The organism is Microbacterium sp. GCM10027623, assembly GCF_042666935.1.
GTDB lineage: Bacteria > Actinomycetota > Actinomycetes > Actinomycetales > Microbacteriaceae > Microbacterium.
Window position 1 is genome coordinate 1201536 of the sequence record NZ_JBHTHE010000001.1, and the last position, 16493, is coordinate 1218028.

The 16493-nt window shown below is 69.9% G+C and carries 15 protein-coding genes and 1 tRNA gene; 10 read left to right on the forward strand and 6 right to left on the reverse strand.

All coding sequences use genetic code 11. From position 1 onward, the window contains the following. Positions 1-41 precede the first annotated feature (41 nt). Positions 42-1664: a sodium-dependent transporter gene (locus ACFQY2_RS05445; RefSeq protein WP_378744631.1), complete on the forward strand. Its 1623-nt coding sequence runs from the start codon at positions 42-44 to the stop codon at positions 1662-1664. Next, complete coding sequence (locus ACFQY2_RS05450) at positions 1661-1795, forward strand: methionine/alanine import family NSS transporter small subunit (RefSeq protein WP_378744632.1); 135 nt, start codon at positions 1661-1663, stop codon at positions 1793-1795. The genes ACFQY2_RS05445 and ACFQY2_RS05450 overlap by 4 nt, the downstream gene beginning before the upstream one ends. Positions 1796-1798: 3 nt before the next feature. Here the strand turns inward: ACFQY2_RS05450 and ACFQY2_RS05455 are convergent, their stop codons facing one another. Continuing rightward, a complete protein-coding gene (locus ACFQY2_RS05455) occupies positions 1799-2614 on the reverse strand; it encodes an alpha/beta hydrolase (RefSeq protein ID WP_378744633.1) in 816 nt (271 codons plus the stop codon). 66 nt (positions 2615-2680) lie between these two features. On the opposite strand from ACFQY2_RS05455, the gene ACFQY2_RS05460 reads away from it, so the two are divergent. The 3 genes from ACFQY2_RS05460 to ACFQY2_RS05470 all read left to right on the forward strand — a co-directional run bounded on the left by ACFQY2_RS05460 (position 2681) and on the right by ACFQY2_RS05470 (position 4168). Continuing rightward, a complete protein-coding gene (locus ACFQY2_RS05460; protein WP_378744634.1) occupies positions 2681-3340 on the forward strand; it encodes a GntR family transcriptional regulator in 660 nt (219 codons plus the stop codon). A 51-nt stretch (positions 3341-3391) separates the two neighbouring features. Beyond that, on the forward strand, positions 3392-4027 hold the full coding sequence (locus ACFQY2_RS05465) for an asparagine synthase (RefSeq protein ID WP_378744635.1): 636 nt from the start codon (positions 3392-3394) through the stop codon (positions 4025-4027). Positions 4028-4092: 65 nt separating this feature from the next. After that, positions 4093-4168 (forward strand) — tRNA-Arg (locus ACFQY2_RS05470). A 44-nt stretch (positions 4169-4212) separates the two neighbouring features. On the opposite strand, the gene ACFQY2_RS05475 is transcribed toward ACFQY2_RS05470, so the two are convergent. Next, the gene (locus ACFQY2_RS05475; RefSeq protein WP_378744636.1) at positions 4213-5142 is read right to left on the reverse strand and encodes a LysR family transcriptional regulator; all 930 of its coding nucleotides are present in this window, start codon (positions 5140-5142) and stop codon (positions 4213-4215) included. A 71-nt stretch (positions 5143-5213) separates the two neighbouring features. On the opposite strand from ACFQY2_RS05475, the gene ACFQY2_RS05480 reads away from it, so the two are divergent. From ACFQY2_RS05480 to ACFQY2_RS05500, 5 genes are all read left to right on the forward strand, one after another. Then, on the forward strand, positions 5214-6944 hold the full coding sequence (locus tag ACFQY2_RS05480) for an L-aspartate oxidase (RefSeq protein WP_378744637.1): 1731 nt from the start codon (positions 5214-5216) through the stop codon (positions 6942-6944). A gap of 91 nt (positions 6945-7035) precedes the next feature. After that, positions 7036-8541, forward strand: a complete 1506-nt coding sequence (locus ACFQY2_RS05485) for an L-serine ammonia-lyase, iron-sulfur-dependent, subunit alpha (protein WP_378744638.1) — start codon at positions 7036-7038, stop codon at positions 8539-8541. A gap of 48 nt (positions 8542-8589) precedes the next feature. Then, on the forward strand, positions 8590-9177 hold the full coding sequence (locus tag ACFQY2_RS05490) for a TetR family transcriptional regulator (RefSeq protein ID WP_378744640.1): 588 nt from the start codon (positions 8590-8592) through the stop codon (positions 9175-9177). 102 nt (positions 9178-9279) lie between these two features. Continuing rightward, positions 9280-10074, forward strand: coding sequence for an ABC transporter ATP-binding protein (locus ACFQY2_RS05495; RefSeq protein ID WP_378744641.1), 795 nt, complete (start codon positions 9280-9282; stop codon positions 10072-10074). After that, the gene (locus ACFQY2_RS05500; RefSeq protein WP_378744642.1) at positions 10071-10805 is read left to right on the forward strand and encodes an ABC transporter permease; all 735 of its coding nucleotides are present in this window, start codon (positions 10071-10073) and stop codon (positions 10803-10805) included. Before ACFQY2_RS05495 ends, ACFQY2_RS05500 begins: the two co-directional genes overlap by 4 nt. 127 nt (positions 10806-10932) lie before the next feature. Here the strand turns inward: ACFQY2_RS05500 and hrpB are convergent, their stop codons facing one another. The 4 genes from hrpB to ACFQY2_RS05520 all read right to left on the reverse strand — a co-directional run bounded on the left by hrpB (position 10933) and on the right by ACFQY2_RS05520 (position 16333). After that, positions 10933-13464: an ATP-dependent helicase HrpB gene (hrpB, locus tag ACFQY2_RS05505; protein WP_378745034.1), complete on the reverse strand. Its 2532-nt coding sequence runs from the start codon at positions 13462-13464 to the stop codon at positions 10933-10935. Positions 13465-13558: 94 nt separating this feature from the next. Beyond that, positions 13559-14089, reverse strand: a complete 531-nt coding sequence (locus tag ACFQY2_RS05510) for a hypothetical protein (protein ID WP_378744643.1) — start codon at positions 14087-14089, stop codon at positions 13559-13561. Positions 14090-14180: 91 nt separating this feature from the next. Then, on the reverse strand, positions 14181-15785 hold the full coding sequence (locus tag ACFQY2_RS05515; RefSeq protein ID WP_378744644.1) for an SPFH domain-containing protein: 1605 nt from the start codon (positions 15783-15785) through the stop codon (positions 14181-14183). A gap of 119 nt (positions 15786-15904) precedes the next feature. Continuing rightward, positions 15905-16333: a MarR family winged helix-turn-helix transcriptional regulator gene (locus ACFQY2_RS05520; RefSeq protein WP_378744645.1), complete on the reverse strand. Its 429-nt coding sequence runs from the start codon at positions 16331-16333 to the stop codon at positions 15905-15907. Positions 16334-16493 lie beyond the last annotated feature (160 nt).

Below are 16493 nucleotides of genomic sequence, written 5' to 3' on the forward strand. Positions count from 1 at the left end.
GTCCTCGGTGCGGGCCGCACCCCTCCGGTACCCTCGTGAGCATGGCGAACGCGACGACGCAGACTTCCCGACGTGAGGCCTTCGGGTCCCGCAACGTCTTCATCCTGTCGGCCATCGGCTCGGCGGTCGGCCTCGGCAACATCTGGCGCTTCCCCTACGTGGCCTATGAGGGTGGCGGTGGAGCGTTCCTCATCCCGTACCTCTGCGCGCTGCTGACCGCCGGCATCCCGCTGCTGTTCTTCGACTACGCGATCGGGCACCGCTTCCGCGGATCCGCGCCGCTGGCCTTCCGACGGATGCACCGGATCGCCGAGCCGCTGGGATGGTGGCAGGTGCTCATCTGCGTCGTCATCGCCACGTACTACGCCGTCATCATCGCGTGGGCGGCGATGTACACCTGGTTCTCCGCACAGCTCAGCTGGGGAAAGGGCAACGAGGAGAATTACTTCTTCACCGATTTCCTGCAGATGGGAGACGTCAGCAAGAGCGGTGTCTCGACGCAGTTCGTGCCGCAGGTCGGCTACCCGCTGATCGCCGTCTGGCTGGTCGTGATCATCATCATGGCGCTCGGGGTCAAGCGCGGAATCGGGCGGGCGAACACCGTGCTCATGCCGCTGCTGACCGTGATGTTCGCGGTGCTCGTCGTGCAGTCGCTGTTCCTGCCCGGTGCGGTCGACGGCCTGAACGCCTTCTTCACGCCGAACTGGGAGGCGCTCGCCGACCCGGGCGTGTGGGCCTCGGCCTACGGGCACATCTTCTTCTCGCTGTCGGTGGCCTTCGGGATCATGGTCACCTACTCCTCGTACCTCAAGCGCAAGACCGACCTGACCGGCTCCGGTCTCGTGGTCGCGTTCGCGAACTCCGGCTTCGAGATCCTCGCCGGGATCGGGGTGTTCGCCGCCCTGGGCTTCATGGCGCAGTCGCAGGCGACGGATGTCGCCGGCGTCGCCGCCTCGGGCATCGGCCTGGCGTTCGTCGCGTTCCCGACGATCGTCTCGCAGGCCACCGGCGGCTCCATCATCGGCGTGCTGTTCTTCGGTGCTCTGGTGTTCGCCGGCATCACCTCGCTCATCTCCGTGCTCGAGGTCGTCGTCGCCGCCCTGCAGGACAAGCTCGGCTGGGGGCGCGTGCGCACCACGCTGACCGTGTCGATTCCGGTCGCGCTCGTCTCGATCGCCCTCTTCTCCACGACGACGGCGCTCGCCGTGCTCGATACGACGGATGCCTTCGTCAACGCCTTCGGCATCATGGCCGTGGCCCTCGTCGCGGTCATCGTCGTGGCGTGGCTGCTGCACAAGCTGCCGGTGCTGCGCGAGCACCTGAACCGCCGGTCGAGTTTCAAGATCGGGTGGTTCTGGATGCTGCTGGTCGGCGCGCTCGCACCGATCGTGCTCGGCTACCTGTTCGTCAGCGAGGTGATTGCCAAGATCACGACGCCGTACGGCAAGTTCCCCGACTGGTTCCTGGCCATCTTCGGCTGGGGCATGGTCATCGGTCTCGTCGTGCTCGCGATCCTGCTGTCGCTGCTGCCGTGGAGCCGCCGCTCGCACGCGAAGGACGACCCGGAGTACGACGAGTTCCTCGTCGATGAGAGCTACGAGCCGGACGCCGAGACGGGAACCGTCAGGCTGCCTGCGGACACCTCGAAGGGAGCACGGTCATGACCCCCGTCGCCGTCATCATGATGATCATCGCGATGGTCACCGTCTGGGGCGGTCTCGTCGCCGGCATCATCAACCTCGCCCGGCATCCGGAGGTCGCGGACGCCGAGCCGAACCCGCCGGCCGAGCTCTGACGCTCAGCGCGCCGCCATCCAGTCGGCGACGCGCTCGATGGTCTCTTCGAAGCCCGGTCCCTCGGGACGGTTGAGGTGCCCGTGGGTGGTCCCGGGCTCGCGGGACACCTCGATGGAGACGCCCGCCTTCGCCAGGGTCGCCGCGAACGCCTCGCCCGAGACCCGCAGCTCGTCGGTGTCGTCGTTGACCATGATCGTCGCCGGGAACCCCGCCAGCTCCGCGGCGGTGGCGAGCCCCGGGATGGCGGAGATGGGTGCGTTCTCGGGGTCACGACCCAGGTAGTTCTCGTACATCTCCCGCACCACCGAGGCGGGGAAGCGATCAGCATCCGGATCCGCATCCAGGGCGGCGCGCAGTTCGGCATCCGGAGCGGGCTGGACGGCCAGCAGGGTCGGGTAGGCGAGGAAGAGGCCGGCGGGGAGGGGAGCGGATGGCGTGGCGGGCTCATGTCCGAGCATCCGGAGTACCGCACCGGTGACGAGGTTGGCGCCCGCGCTCGCCCCGCCGGCGAAGAGCCGCGCCGGGTCGGCTCCGAGCTCGGCCGCCTGCGCGACCAGCCACCTCCAGGCGGTGAGGATGTCGTCGGACCCGGCGGGGAAGCGTCCCTGGCCGTCCACCACGCGCCGGTAGTCGACACTGGCGACGACCGCGCCGCGGTCGGCGAAGGCGCGCGAGACGGCGTGCGCCTCGGGCATGTCCAGGTCTCCGTGCATGAAGCCTCCGCCATGCGCCCAGAGCAGCCCGATCCCCTCGAGAGATCCGGAGCCTGCGGGGTAGATGCGGAGCATGCCGTCGAGAGCGGCGAAAGGCGATGTCATCGCTCCAGGATGGCACCTGCGGCCTGAATACTGGTATATGTCCGGACCGGATGGTTGACTTCGTGCATGGTGATGGAACGCGCGACCCAACTCGAGTCGACGCGTGTCACCGACATCCTGCGCGAGGACATCGTCTTCGGGCGGCGGCTTCCCGGTTCGCGGCTCGTGGAACGCGATATCGCCGCGGAGCTCCGGGTGTCGCGACTGCCGGTGCGCGAGGCGATCAGGGCTCTCGTCTCCGAGGGGATCGTGGTCGCCACACCGCGGACGTGGGCCGTGGTGCGCACCTTCTCCCGTCAGGACCTGCAGGACTTCGCCCAGGTGCGTGAGGCGATGGAGACTCTTGCCTTCGAGCTCGCCACGGAGCGCGCCGGCCCATCCGGTCTGCGGCTGCTCGGCTCCATCGTCGACGAGGAGGCCGCGGCTGCGGCGGCGGGTGACGTGGACGCATCCCGGGCGGCATCCGCGAAGTTCCACCTGACTGCTGTGCAGCTCGCCAACAATGCGATGCTGTCCGAGCTGGCGGACTCTCTCGTGACCCGGCTGCGCTGGCTGTTCGGGCAGCACGACCACCTGCCCGAGATGGCAGCCGCGCACCGTGAGATCCTCGCGGCCATGGGGCGAGGTGATGTCGACGGCATCCGGCAGCTGATCCCCGCCCATCTCGCCGAGGGGCGCATCGCCGCCGAGAAGCGCCTCTTCGGCGACGTCGACGATGTCGGCTGATCCCTCGCTGAGGGTCGGTGCCTGCCGGTACGCTCGGAGAGGGAGGTGCACGTGGGACGGACAGGGGATGCCATCGCCGAAGGTGTGGCGATCGCCACCGCGGCCGCGAGGCTGACCGTGCGCAATCAGATCCTCGTCGGCACGATCGCCGGAGGCGGCACCTTCGAACTCGACCACTACATGGACGTCGCCCGCACTGCCCTGCTCGACATGGCGCAGGAGTCCGACGAAGCGGCCGAGCACCTCGCCGCACTGCGCAAGCGCGCCAAGGGTCGTCACTCCGACCCGCATGGCACCCACGACTACCGGGATCGCGACGTGCGCAACCTGCGCCGCAGAGCCAAGCAGTCCACGGGCGTCGCGGAGCGGCTGCGCAAGATGACCGAGGATCCCGCGGCCCTCGGCGCGCTCGTCGAAGAGGCTCGGTCGGCCGCATGGGCCGACGTGCGGAGCAACCTCGATCGCCGTCTGCGGGTGGAGGGCATGCGACCGGACCAGGACCCGGACTACGAGCGGATGCGGGACGCGCGGATGCAGGCCCTCAGACTCGTCGACCTGCAGGCGCTGTCGTCCGAGCAGCGAGCTCGTCGCAAGCGCGAGAAGGCCGCGGAGAAGGCAGCCGAAAAAGAGGTGGGCAGGGGCGAGCGCGGCAGCCGACGCGGTGCGCGGCAGACGGGCAGAGCGTGACCTGCTGCGATTTCACTTCTCGGATCGCCGTGTTGTAGGCTGTTCCCTGGCCCGCTCGGGGCCATGCGCCACTAGCTCAATGGATAGAGCATCTGACTACGGATCAGAAGGTTGGGGGTTCGAGTCCCTCGTGGCGCACCAGTGCGTGAGGCCCCTGTCGCAGCAGTGACGGGGGTTTCGTCGTCTCAGCCGCGCGCGGAGCGCAGCGCAGGATCGCGTTCCGCGAAGCCGGCAGCCGTCGCGAGGAGCACATCCCGCATGACGGCCACCGCGATTCCCGGTGAGACATCCGAGCGATGTGCGAGACTCACGGTCCGGATGAGGGGGTCCGACAGGCGAGCCGAGCACAGCTCAGGGCGGTCGGTGAGGACCATCGCCGGCACCACCGCGACTCCGAGGCCGCGCTCCACGAAGCGCAGCACGGCATCCATCTCAGGACCCTCGAGCACGGGATCGGGTGCCAGGCCGGCGGCCCGGAAGGCGGCGTCCGTGGTCGCGCGAAGGTCGTAGCTGCGATCCAGTGCGATCAGCGGCAGGCCGGCGAGCTCCGCCATCCCGATCGAGGAGCCAGGTCGCACCAGCGGGTCGGTCGATGAGGTCACGACGACGAGCTCTTCCTCGAGCAGGGCGACGCGGCTCAGGGTGACGCCGTGCGGCGGGCGGGCGTCGGAGGCCGTGATCAGCGCGATGTCCAGGTCGCCGACCGCGAGCCGATCGACCAGTGAGCGCGAGCCGCCCTCCGCGAGATGCAGGTCCACGCCGGGGTGGGCCCGATGGAAGGTGCTGATCGCCTCGGCGACCAGGCTGACGCACAGCGTCGGCGGCGCGCCCAGCCGCACACGACCTCGGCGCAACCCGGCGAGCTCATCGATCTCCTCGCCGATGGCCTCGACCTCGGCGAGGATCCGCCGCGCGCGAGGGAGGAGTGCCTCTCCTGCGGGAGTGAGCGAGATGTGCCCGCGGGCGCGATCGAGGAGGCGGGTCCCCAGTTCGCGCTCCAGCGTGGAGATCTGCCGGCTGAGCGAGGGCTGCGCCAGATGCAATGTTTCGGACGCCCGGGTGAAGTGTCCCTCACGGGCCACCTCGACGAACCCTCGGAGCTGCTCGAGATTCATGTCCTCAGGCTATCGGAATCACTCGCATTATGCATTGGAGTTATCGAGGGGAGGTGCCTAGCGTGAAGAGTATGAATGCTCGCGAACGACAGATCTCCACCACCGTCCTGGTCATCGGCACCGGGGGCTCCGGCCTGCGAGCCGCGATCGAGGTGGCTGAGCACGGAATCGACGTCCTCGCCGTCGGCAAGCGCCCTCGCCAGGACGCGCACACCTCGCTGGCGGCCGGCGGCATCAACGCGGCACTCGGCACGATGGATGCGGGGGACAGCTGGCAGCAGCACGCGGCCGACACCATCAAGGAGAGCTATCTGCTGGCCGACCCGCAGACCGTCGAGGTCGTCACGAGGGGCGCCGAGCGCGGCATCCGTGACCTCGAGCGCTGGGGGATGGGCTTCGCGCGCGAGGACGACGGGCGCCTCTCGCAGCGCTTCTTCGGCGCACACACCTTCCGCCGCACGGCCTTCGCCGGCGACTACACCGGACTGGAGATTCAGCGCACGCTGGTGCGTCGGGCCGAGGAGTTGGATGTGCCGATCCTCGACGGTGTCTACATCACCCGCATCCTGGTGCGCGACAACGTCGTCTTCGGGGCCTACGGGTTCGATCAGAGCGACGGCACGCGCTATCTCATCCACGCGGACGCCGTGATCCTCGCCGCCGGCGGCCACACCCGCATCTGGCGTCGCACGTCGTCGCGGCGAGACGAGAACACCGGGGACTCGTTCCGCCTGGCCGTCGACGCCGGCGCCCGCATCCGCGACCCCGAGCTCGTGCAGTTCCACCCCTCCGGCATCATCGAGCCCGAGAACGCCGCGGGGACTCTCGTCTCCGAGGCCGCGCGCGGCGAGGGCGGTGTCCTGCGCAATGCTCTGGGCGAGCGCTTCATGGAGAAGTACGACCCGGAGCGGATGGAGCTGTCCACCCGGGACCGTGTCGCTCTCGCGGCCTACACCGAGATCAAACAGGGTCGTGGCACCGAGAACGGGGGCGTGTGGCTCGATGTCTCGCACTTGCCGCGCGAGACGATCATGAACCGGCTGCCGCGCGTGTACCAGACGCTGCTCGAACTGCAGATGCTCGACATCACCTCGGATCCGATCGAGATCGCACCCACCGCGCACTACTCGATGGGCGGCGTCTGGGTGCGCGCCGACGACCACAGCACCGACGTCGACGGACTGTACGCGGTGGGCGAAGCAGCCAGCGGTCTGCACGGCGCGAATCGCCTCGGCGGCAACTCGCTCATCGAGCTGCTGGTCTACGGCCGCATCGTCGCGCAGGCGGCGATGGCGCACGCCCGCGGCCTCGACGCGCAGCACCGGTCATCGGATGCCGTGGCGCGCGCCCGTGCCGAGATCGACGACCTGCTCACCGCAGACGGAACCGAGAACGTGCGCGCACTGCAGCGAGCGATCCGCAACACCATGACCGAGCACGCCGGCGTGGTCCGTGACGAAGCCGGGCTGCTGGAGGGGCTCCGGCGGCTGGATGCCATCGAGGTGCGGATGAAGGACGTCGGCATCCACCCGGACATCGCCGGCTTCCAGGACCTCGCGCACGCCTTCGACTTGAAGGCGTCGGCGATCGCGGCGCGCGCCACGCTCGAGGCGGCGCTGGAGCGCCGGGAGACCCGCGGATGCCATAACCGCAGCGATTTCCCCGACACCGATCCGGCCCTGCAGGTGAACCTGGTCTGGTCGCCCAAGACTGGTGTCACGCGGGAGTCGATCGCGCCGATCCCCGAGGAGATCGCCGAGCTCATGCGCGAGGTCGATTCGGCGGGCAAGCTCGTCGAATGACTGTGTGCGCAGCTCGTCGGCTGCGCACGCGCGAGCGGGCCCCGATCCGAATACCCGACCGACCGGTCTGCTGCGCACGTAGGCTGGGGGTGTGACTGCGTACGTCTCGGCCTTCGACCTGTTCTCCATCGGAGTGGGGCCCTCGAGCTCCCATACCGTGGGGCCGATGCGGGCCGGCGTCGATTTCGCCGCGCGGCTGCAGTCGGAAGGACTCCTCGAACGCGTCAGCCGGGTCACGTGCGACCTGTTCGGCTCGCTGGGCGCCACCGGTCTCGGCCACGGTACCCCCGATGCGGTCCTGGCGGGACTGCAGGATCTGCATCCCGAGACCTGCGATCCGGACGACGTGCGCGCTCTCTGGCAGACCTGGCCGGAAGGGCGACGGCTGACGCTGGCGGGCCGACACTCGATCGACTTCGCCAAGGACGACGTCGCGTTCATTCCGCGCACACGCCTGCCCGGCCACCCCAACGCGATGACGCTGCGTGCGCTGGATGCCGACGGCGTCGCACTGCTGGAGCAGACCTACTACTCGATCGGCGGCGGCTTCATCCGCCGCGAGGGGGAGGAGGCGCGGCTCACGGCGGCCGAGCAGCCGTACCCGTACGACTCGGCGGCGGCGCTCATCGACCTCTGCGACGAGAACGGCCTCTCGATCGCTGAGATCGCGCGGCTGAACGAGACCAGCATCCGCAGCGAAGAGGAGGTCGCCAGGGGTCTGGACACGATCTGGAACGCGATGAGCGCCTGCGTGGAGGCAGGCCTGCATGCCGGCGGCACGCTGCCCGGCATCCTCAAGGTCAAGCGTCGCGCCTCCGACATCCGCGAGCAGCTCGAGGCAGCTGAAGCCGAGGGTCACCAGGCTCTGCCCGGTGAGTGGCTGGGGGCCTTCGCGCTCGCCGTCAACGAGGAGAACGCCGCGGGTGGTCGCGTCGTCACCGCCCCCACCAACGGCGCCGCCGGCATCCTGCCCGCGGTCGGGATGTACTGGTGGCGTTTCCTCGCCGATTCCGGCCTCGGCGTCGGCAACGCCGTCACCCCGCATGGCGAACTCGTCGGCAGCGCGCTGCTCGGCTTCGGGGGAGATGCGGCAGGCGGTGGGTCCCTGAGCCTGTCGAATGGCCTCAACGAAGAGCAGACGGCCGAAGCGAACCGTCGCCGCGGCATCCGTCGCTTCCTGCTGACCGCGACCGCACTGGGGTCGCTGTTCAAAGCCAACGCGTCGATCTCCGGGGCCGAGGGCGGATGCCAGGCCGAGGTCGGCTCGGCATGCGCCATGGCGGCGGGCGGGCTGACCGCGGTGATGGGCGGCACGAATCGACAGATCGAGAACGCCGCCGAGATCGCGATGGAGCATCACCTGGGCCTCACCTGCGACCCGATCGGCGGTCTCGTGCAGATCCCGTGCATCGAGCGGAACGCGATCGCGGCGTCCACGGCCGTCACCGCCGCCCGACTCGCGCTGCGCGGCGACGGTGAGCACTACGTGTCTCTGGATGCCGTGGTCGAGACCATGCGCCAGACGGGGCTGGACATGTCGACGAAGTACAAGGAGACCAGCGAGGGTGGCCTCGCCGTCAACGTCATCGAGTGCTGAGCGTTTCAGCGGCGGACCGGCGCCGACGGCGGGTCGTAGGCTGAGCCCATGGTGTCCAGGCGTGGCAGGGGGCGTCCCCCGGGGGAGTCCGACTCGCGCGCGCGGATCGCGGCCGCTGCCGTGCACGAGTTCGGGGAGCGCGGTTACGAGGGTGCGACGGTGCGGGCGATCGCCGCGCGGGCGGGCGTGGATGCCGCGCTCGTGCATCACTACTTCGGCACCAAGGCCGACCTCTTCGCCGAGATCACGGACTTCCCCCTGCGGCCCGACCTGGAGGTCCCGCGGATCCTGCGCGGGCCGCGGGATCAGGCCGGCGAGCGCATCGTGCGCTTCGTGCTCGAGGCCTTCGAGCGACCCGAGGTGCGCAAGCGCGGCGTCATCGTGCTGCGCACCGCCATCAGCGGCAGGCTGACCGCGCCGCTGCTGACGGGATTCCTCTCGCGCGAGATGCTGCCGCGGATCGCCGCCGAGCTGGACGCCCCTGACGCGACGCTGCGCGCATCGCTGGTCGCTTCTCAGATCGCCGGGATGCTGGTCACCCGATATGTCGTGAAGCTGCCCGCGATGGTGGATGCCACCACGGATGAACTCGTCGCGCAGGTCGGCCCCACCATCCAGCGATACCTGTTCGGCTGACGCTCCGGGCATCCGAACCCGCCCGACCGTGCACTCCGCGACCTGGACGTGCGCACCGTCAAGGCGTTGACCCGAGCCCCTGCCGGAACGATAATTCAACGCATGATGAATAGTGTGGACGTCATGGACGCGGACGCGGTGGTGATCGACGGGCTGCGCGTGCGGCGCGGACGCCATGACGTGTTCGACCGGCTCTCGCTGCGCATCCCGCGCGGTCAGGTGATCGGGCTGCTCGGCCCTTCGGGCTGCGGAAAGACCACCTTGATGCGCTCCATCGTCGGGGTGCAGCGCACCCACGGGGGCACCGTCGAAGTGCTCAGTGAGCCCGCCGGCTCTCCCAGCCTGCGCAACCGCGTCTCCTACGGCACCCAGGGCTCGGCCGTCTACACCGACCTCACGGTGCGCGAGAACCTGCGCTACTTCGCATCCGCTCTCGGTGCTCCGCGGGCCGATGTCGATCGCGTCATGACGCAGGTGGGCCTCACTACCCATGCGAACCAGTCGGTCGATGTGCTCAGCGGCGGTCAGCTCAATCGCGTCTCACTGGGCGTCGCGCTGCTCGGCCGGCCCGAACTCGTCGTGCTGGATGAGCCCACCGTGGGCCTGGACCCGGTGCTGCGCGCGGAGTTGTGGTCGCTGTTCCGCCGGATCGCCGAATCGGGTACGACGATGCTGGTCTCCAGTCACGTCATGGACGAGGCGCTGCGCTGCGACCGGCTGCTGCTGATGCGCGACGGGCGGATCATCGCCGACACGACGCCGGCGCAGCTGCTGGCAGGCACCGGGCAGACGGATGCCGAAGCCGCCTTCCTCGCGCTCATCGAACGCGACACGGGTGAACGCGCGACCGGCCAGAACCAGCAGACGCGCCGCTCCCGCCGGGAGGAGGAGCGATGAACGGGCGCCGGGCTCTCGCCACCGCCGGCCGCGTCCTGCAGCAGCTGCGGCACGACCCACGCTCGATCGCGCTGATGCTGATCGCGCCCAGCCTCCTCGTGGGACTGTTCGCGTGGCTGTTCGCAGACCAGGACGGCGTCTTCGACCGGTTCGGCGGGGCGATCCTCGCCCTGTTCCCCTTCATCGTGATGTTCCTGGTCACCTCGATCACCACCCTGCGTGAACGGCGGTCCGGAACGCTGGAGAGGCTGATGACCACTCCGCTGGGTAAGACGGACTTCATTCTCGGGTACGCGCTCGCCTTCGGTCTGATGGCGATCCTGCAGGCCGCCATCACGGTCGCATTCGCCGTGTACGTCTGCGGACTCACGGTCGACGGCCCGCTCTGGCAGCTGGGGCTCGTGGCGGTGGTGGATGCCGTGCTGGGCACCGCCCTCGGGCTGCTGGCCAGTGCCTTCGCGTCGACCGAGTTCCAGGCCGTGCAGTTCATGCCGGTGCTCGTCTTCCCGCAGATCATTCTGGGAGGACTGTTCATGCCGCGCGACCAGATGCCGGATGTGCTCTACGCGATCTCCGACTGGCTGCCCCTGAGCCACGCGATCGACGCGATCCAGGCGGTTGCGGCAGGAGACGAGGGCGGGGATGTCGGCGCCCCGCTGCTGGTCGTCGCGGCGTTCGCGGTCGGGTTCCTCGTGCTCGCGCCGCTCACCCTGCGACGCCGAACCCCGTAGTCGGGCTCTGCAGGTCCTGACTGTCGGGGGCCGCGCCGTGCGCCCGATCCGCGGACAGGTGCCCGTTTCGCCGGCGGATGCCGCGAATCAGTCCGCTGATCGGGGCAACGTCCGCAGATCGGGCGGCTCAATCGCGCGCGGAGCGGTTCTTCGTGTGCCGTGTCGGGATGGCCGCCCACGGATCCTCCGGCCACGGATGCTTCGGGTACCGACCCCGCATCTCGGCCCGCACCTGTGCGTACGGACCCGACCAGAACGAGGCGAGATCGTCGGTGACCGCCAGCGGCCGGCCGGCGGGGGAGAGCAGGTGGAAGAGCACCGGGACCCGGCCGTCCACCAGGCGGGGCGTCTCCACCCAGCCGAAGCACTCCTGCAGTTTCACGGCGACCACGGGCCGCGCGGTCGGCTCATCCAGCGGCGGATAGGCGATGCGGATGCGGCTGCCGCTGGGCACCTCGAGCCGCTCGGGCGCCAGCGCATCCAGGTTCGTGGCGGCGGGCCACGGGAGCAGGCGGCGCAGCGGAGCTGCCAGGTGCAGTCGTCCTGCGGGTGTCCCGGATGCGAGGGCGTCCACCTCCGGGGCGAGCCAGTTGTCCAGATCAGTGAGCAGCGCGGCATCCGACACATCCGGCCAGGGCGCTCCCAGCTCGCGGTGCAGCAGAGCCAGCCTGCGGCGCAGGTCGGTGGCGGCCTCCGACCAGGTGAAGAGGTCCAGCCCTTGTGACTGTACGGCGCGTCGCACCGCACCGCGACCCTCCTCGACTGTCGCGCGCATCGGCACGGCGCTCAGGACGATGGCGCCGAGGCGACGTTCGCGACGGGCGATGACCCGGCCGTCGACGAATTCCGCTTCGATGCGATCGGTCACCAGTGGCTCGGCCGCCTGAACGGCCTGGCTCTCCGTGAGGGATGCCGCGGCCCGGATGACCGCACCCGAGCCCGCGGCCGCACGCCCGGATGCGCGCGTGACGTCGGCGACGGCCAGCCAGTCCGCGCCGGCCAGTGCGCCGCGTACGGCGGCGCGGGTTCCGGATGCCAGCAGGAACGTCGCTCCCTCGGACGAGCGGTCCACGCGCCGCGCGACTCGCTCGGGGAAGGCGAGGGCGATCACGAGGCCGACGTCATCCACGTTCGCGCGTGTGCGGTCATCGACCGGCGTGAAGCGTCGCATCCGCTCGACCTCACGCGCCCAGCGCGCGGCATCCGGCCCCCGGCGATGGCGCAGCGCGACGACGGCAGCCGCGACATCGGCATCGCCGATGCGAAGGTCGCCTCCGATCAGCGCGACCACCTCAGCGGCGAGCTGCCCGCCGACCAGCGAGGCGCCGTCGAGCAGAGCGCGCGCCAGACGCGGGTCGGCGGGGATGCGGGCGAGCGCGCGCCCCTCGTCCGTCGCCCGCCCGTCGTCGTCGATCGCACCGAGGGCGCGCAGCACCTGGAGCGCGTCGGCGAGGCTGTCTGTCGGAAGCGGGTCGATCAGACGCAGTCCGGTCCCACTGGGAGCACCCCAGCAGGCCAGAAGCAGAGCCGCATCCGCGAGGTCGGCCGTCGCGATCTCCGGAGCAGGCCTGGCGGGGGCGGCGGCGAACGTGCGCTCGTCCACGCATCGGATGACGGTGCCGGGGCCCTGGCGAGTGGCTCGGCCGGCGCGCTGGATGGCGGAGGCGCGCGGTGTGCTGGTGGTGACGAGTCCGCTCATGCCGCGCGAGGCGTCGCGTTGCGGATGGCGGGAGAGGCAGCTGTCGACGACGAGACGCACGCCGGGAACGGTCAGCGATGACTCCGCCAGTGAGGTGGTGACGATGATGCGAGGCGGATCGTCCGGTCGTCGACCGCGGATGACGGCGTCCTGCTCGGCTGCAGGGACCTGTCCGTGCAGCTCGCGCACGTCGAAGCCACCGGCGGCATCGCGGACGCGGCGCGCGATCTCGGAGACCTCGCGGGCACCTGGCCCGAAGACGAGCACATCGGCCGCGGGGTCGCTGCGGCGCAGATCGTCGGCAGCGGATGCCGTGACGCGGGCGACGTGGTCGAGGAAGGCCCAGGTGACGCCGCGTTCGTCGAGTCGAGGTGCGGCACCGGGGGCCCAGCGCTCGGTGAGCGGGAAGGCCGGAACCGTGAGGTCCACGACCGGGGCGGGGTTCGACTCCGTGCCGATCACGGCCGCGAGGCGCTGAGCGTCCAGGGTGGCGGACATGGCGACGAGCACCAGGTCGTCGCGCAGCTCGCGCACCTCGCCCAGCAGTCCGATCAGCAGGTCGGTCTCGAGGGCGCGCTCATGCACCTCGTCGATCACGACAGCGTCGACGCCGTCGAGCCCCGGGTCATTCAGCATCCGGCGCAGCAGGACGCCCGCGGTGACGAACTCGATGCGCGTCCGCGCGCCGACCGAGCGCTCGCCGCGGACGGTGAAGCCGACGCGATCGCCGAGCGGCGTGCCGTCGAGTTGCGCGAGGCGGCGGGCGGCGGCGCGGGCGGCGACCCGACGGGGCTGCGTGACGATGACGCGACCGGAGGTGCGCGATGCCAGCAACGGCGGCACGAGGGTGGTCTTCCCCGTGCCCGGTGGAGCGGACACGATCGTCGACGAATGCGCATCGAGTGCGGCTGAGAGCGTATCAAGCGCGGCGGCGAAGCTGAGACCCTCCCCGATCCGCATCAGATCGAACGCCGCTGCTGTCACCCCACCAGTCTGCCCTGCTCCCGGCTCCGCTCGGACTTCCGCGCGATGTCTGCGCGCAGCATCCGTGGCGTCAGAGCATGAAAGTCGCCACCGTGATGACGACGATCATCACCGCCACCAGCAGACCACCGCCGCAGCCCAGGGCGACGATGGCGCCGTAGCCGAGGCGGGAGACGCGCGCTCCGGATGCGCGCATCGCGGCGAGGAACTCTCCGCCGCCCTGCGCGTGGAACGCCTGCGCCGCGGCCGCCTGGTTCACGCCGCGTCCGACGTTGCCGGCGAGCGAGACGCCGGTGACGCCGGCGATGTTGCCGGCGATGTTCGAGGCGGAGAGCCCGAGTGCGCGGTTCACCGCGGCGGGGTCGGCGAGAAGCGGGTAGCTGTGCCCGCGGACGTTCAGCGTGATGCGCTGAGCGGCGGATTTCACGGTGACTTCGGTGGCGGGCACGCTGAACTGCTGCACCCACCCGGTGGGCGCTGCCACCCAGAGCGTGACGATGCCCCCGTTCACGGCCACCTGAGCGTGGTGCCACTGGCCGGTGGCACTGTCGCAGAGTGCGCCCACGAAGACGGCGGACGAGGGCAGCGGGGGCGAGGTCATCATGCGAGTCTACAAATCGGCACGCGAAGCCCTCAGTCGTCATGCAAGAGGAGCCGCCCCGATGACGGGACGGCTCCTCTCACGGATCAGCTCACTCCGCGGCGGGCACCGCGGAGGAAGCGGGTTCCGATGACTTCGCCGCCGGGGAGGCGGATGCCGCAGGAGCGGTGTCCGCCGCTTGCGCGAGCCCGTTCCCGAAGCCGCGTCCGACCGCCTGCCCCTGGATGATCGCGGCGAGGTCGAGGCCGGTGGCCGAGCTGACGCTGTCGAAGACGGCGCGCATGGCCTTGGCGTTGTCGCCGCCGACGACGCTGGAAGCACCGTCCTCGCCGGAGCCGCCGATGATGGAGACGTTGCCGATCGCGGCGTAGCCCTTGGCGAACTCGGCCATGATCGAGGGCAGCGTCTCGAGCACGCGTTGCGACAGGAAGGCCTCCTGGTTGGAGGCGATGGCCTTGGCCTCCGCCTCGACGGCGGCCGCGCGGGCCTCGCCCTCGGCGCGGATCGCCTCGGCCTCGGCATTGGCGCGCACACGACGGGCCTCCGCCTCGGCATCCGCCTGGGCGCGCAGCGCGTTGGCCTCACCGGTGGCCTTCGCCTCGGCCGCGGCGGCCTCACCGGCGGCGCGGGCCTTGTCGGCCTCGGCCTGCTGCTCGGCGATGCGGGTCCGGGCCTCGGCCTGCTTGACCTGCTCGATGGCGGCCGCTTCGGCCGCCTTCTCGCGGGTGAACAGCTCGGCCTGGGCGCGGGTCTCGGCCTCATACCGCTGTGCGTCTGCGACGCGCTTGACGTCGGCATCCAGCTGAGCCTGGCGGTTCTCTGCCTGCTGCTGCAGCACGGCCTGCTCTGCCTGAGCACGGGCGAGGTGCTCAGCCTGCTCGGCTTCTGCACGCGCACGGCCGATGCCGGCGTTGGCGTTGGCCGTGTTGGTGTCGAGTGCGGTCTGCTCGACCAGGTTCGCCTCGTCGTTGGCGATGTTCTTCTGGTTGATCGCACGGTCGGCGTTGGTCTGCGAGATCTCCGCCGCCTGGCGCTTCGCCTGGATCTCGGGAGCGCCGAGCGACTGGATGTAGCCGACCTTGTCGGTGATGCCCTTGATCTGGAACGAGTCGAGGATGAGCCCCTGCTCGGCGAGCTCCTGCGAGACGTCGGCGGCGATCTGGTCCGAGAACTTCTTCCGCTCGCGCATGAGTTCGACGACCGACAGAGTTGCGACGATGCCGCGCAGGGCGCCCTCGAGCTGCTCGGTGGTGAACTGCTCGATCGCCTTGTCCTGCGATGCGAAGCGCTCAGCGGCGCGGCGCACGTAGAGGGGGTCGGAGCCGATCTTCACGATGGCGACGCCGTCGACGTTCAGGGTGACGCTGTCCAGCGACTGCGCCTCGGCGTTGAGCGACACCTGGCGCGAGCGCAGCGAGATGATCTCGTGGCGCTGGGTGATCGGGTTGACGAGGGACTTGCCGTTGACGATGACCGTCACGGGCGACTCGGCCATCTCGGAGCTGGTGCTGCCGTCGGCGTTGATGATCGCCCGCTGCACCTTCTGCTTGCGGCCGGAGATCACCAGCGCCTCGTCGGCGCGCGCGACCTTGATCCAGCTGCGTGCGAACAGCAGCAGGATCAGTCCGATGACGACGACGGCGACCACGACGATGCCGATGATGATCAGGATGCCGATTGCTCCGGCGATCTCCATAGGTGAACCTTTCCCCTCAGAAAGTTTGGTTTCGTCAACCTTGCCAGAGATCGGCTGATCGGCGAAGGGCGGCGAATGGGTCGTTCTCCCCGTCGCGGCCCCTGACCCTGGCGAAGGGCTCAGCCCTCGCGCAGCTTGTCGGTCAGCGCGAGCAGGGCGCGGAGCTCGTCATCGTCGAGCGGCGACATCAGCTCGGCGATGGTGCGGCCGTGTGATGCCGCCAGCGTGCGGAAGGCGCGTGAGCCGGCGTCGGTCGCCGTCACGATGGCGCCGCGGCGATCGTCGGGATCGGATGCCTTGGTGACGAGGCCTCGTACCACCATGCGATCGATCAGGCGCGAGACGCTGGGCTGGCTCACGAGCGAGTTCGCGGTGATGTCGCGCAGGCGGGCGGACATCGTGCGGGCGCGGACGACCGTGAGGAGGACGTCGTATTCGGCCTGGGTGATCTCTGCACCGTCGAAGTCGGAGGCCATCTGGCCGAAGAGTTCATGCTGCGCGCGGAACAGACTCTCCCAGGCCTTCAGGGCGAGCTGGCGGTCGGTCATGGTCTCAGCGTACTGGCGCGGCCCGACATCCGTGATGAGTGCAGTAAGGGCCGGTCGGAGAGGCTTCCGACCGGCCCTTGTCCCTTGCACCAAGAGTGTCCTGCAATCACATGCGGTGTATGCCACAGCAAACATTCACCGTGTGATGAGTGTATAACGG